The 406-nt window shown below is 56.9% G+C and carries 1 protein-coding gene; it reads right to left on the reverse strand.

Going from position 1 to position 406, the window contains the following annotated elements:
- A partial coding sequence (locus D7Y13_RS44165; protein WP_208734729.1) for a permease occupies positions 1-295 on the reverse strand: 295 nt, incomplete at its 3' end.
- Between the last annotated feature and the right edge of the window lie 111 nt (positions 296-406).

The raw sequence follows: 406 nt of genomic DNA on the forward strand, positions 1-406 counted from the left end.
GTTTCACGGTCGGCGCGGCGAGCAGGAAGCCGATCGCCATTGCGCTTGGCGCACCCTGCACGATCAGCCGCCGCGCTACCGGAACATTGCCGCATTCGCAAACTGGAAACAAAAAGCCGATCAAGCTTCCGGCAAAGGCAGCCAGCAGCGGATGTTTGGGCATCGCGGCAATCAGCTTGCGCTCATCGACAAACAGTAAAAGCAGGCTAGAGAAGAACACGCCCAGCAGCAAGAAGGGCATCGCCTCGACCAGCAAGCTAAAAAACAGCGTCAACGCGCTATTGACTCGATTCATGGGCAGCAACACTGTGAGATGGCAAGCGGGATCAACCTGACAAGCCATTCTACCGGATGTGCGATCGACTGGGGCAAATCGAGCGATCGAAATGGACGCGATCGATTAGGC

This window comes from Corallococcus praedator, assembly GCF_003612125.1.
Taxonomy (GTDB): domain Bacteria; phylum Myxococcota; class Myxococcia; order Myxococcales; family Myxococcaceae; genus Corallococcus; species Corallococcus praedator.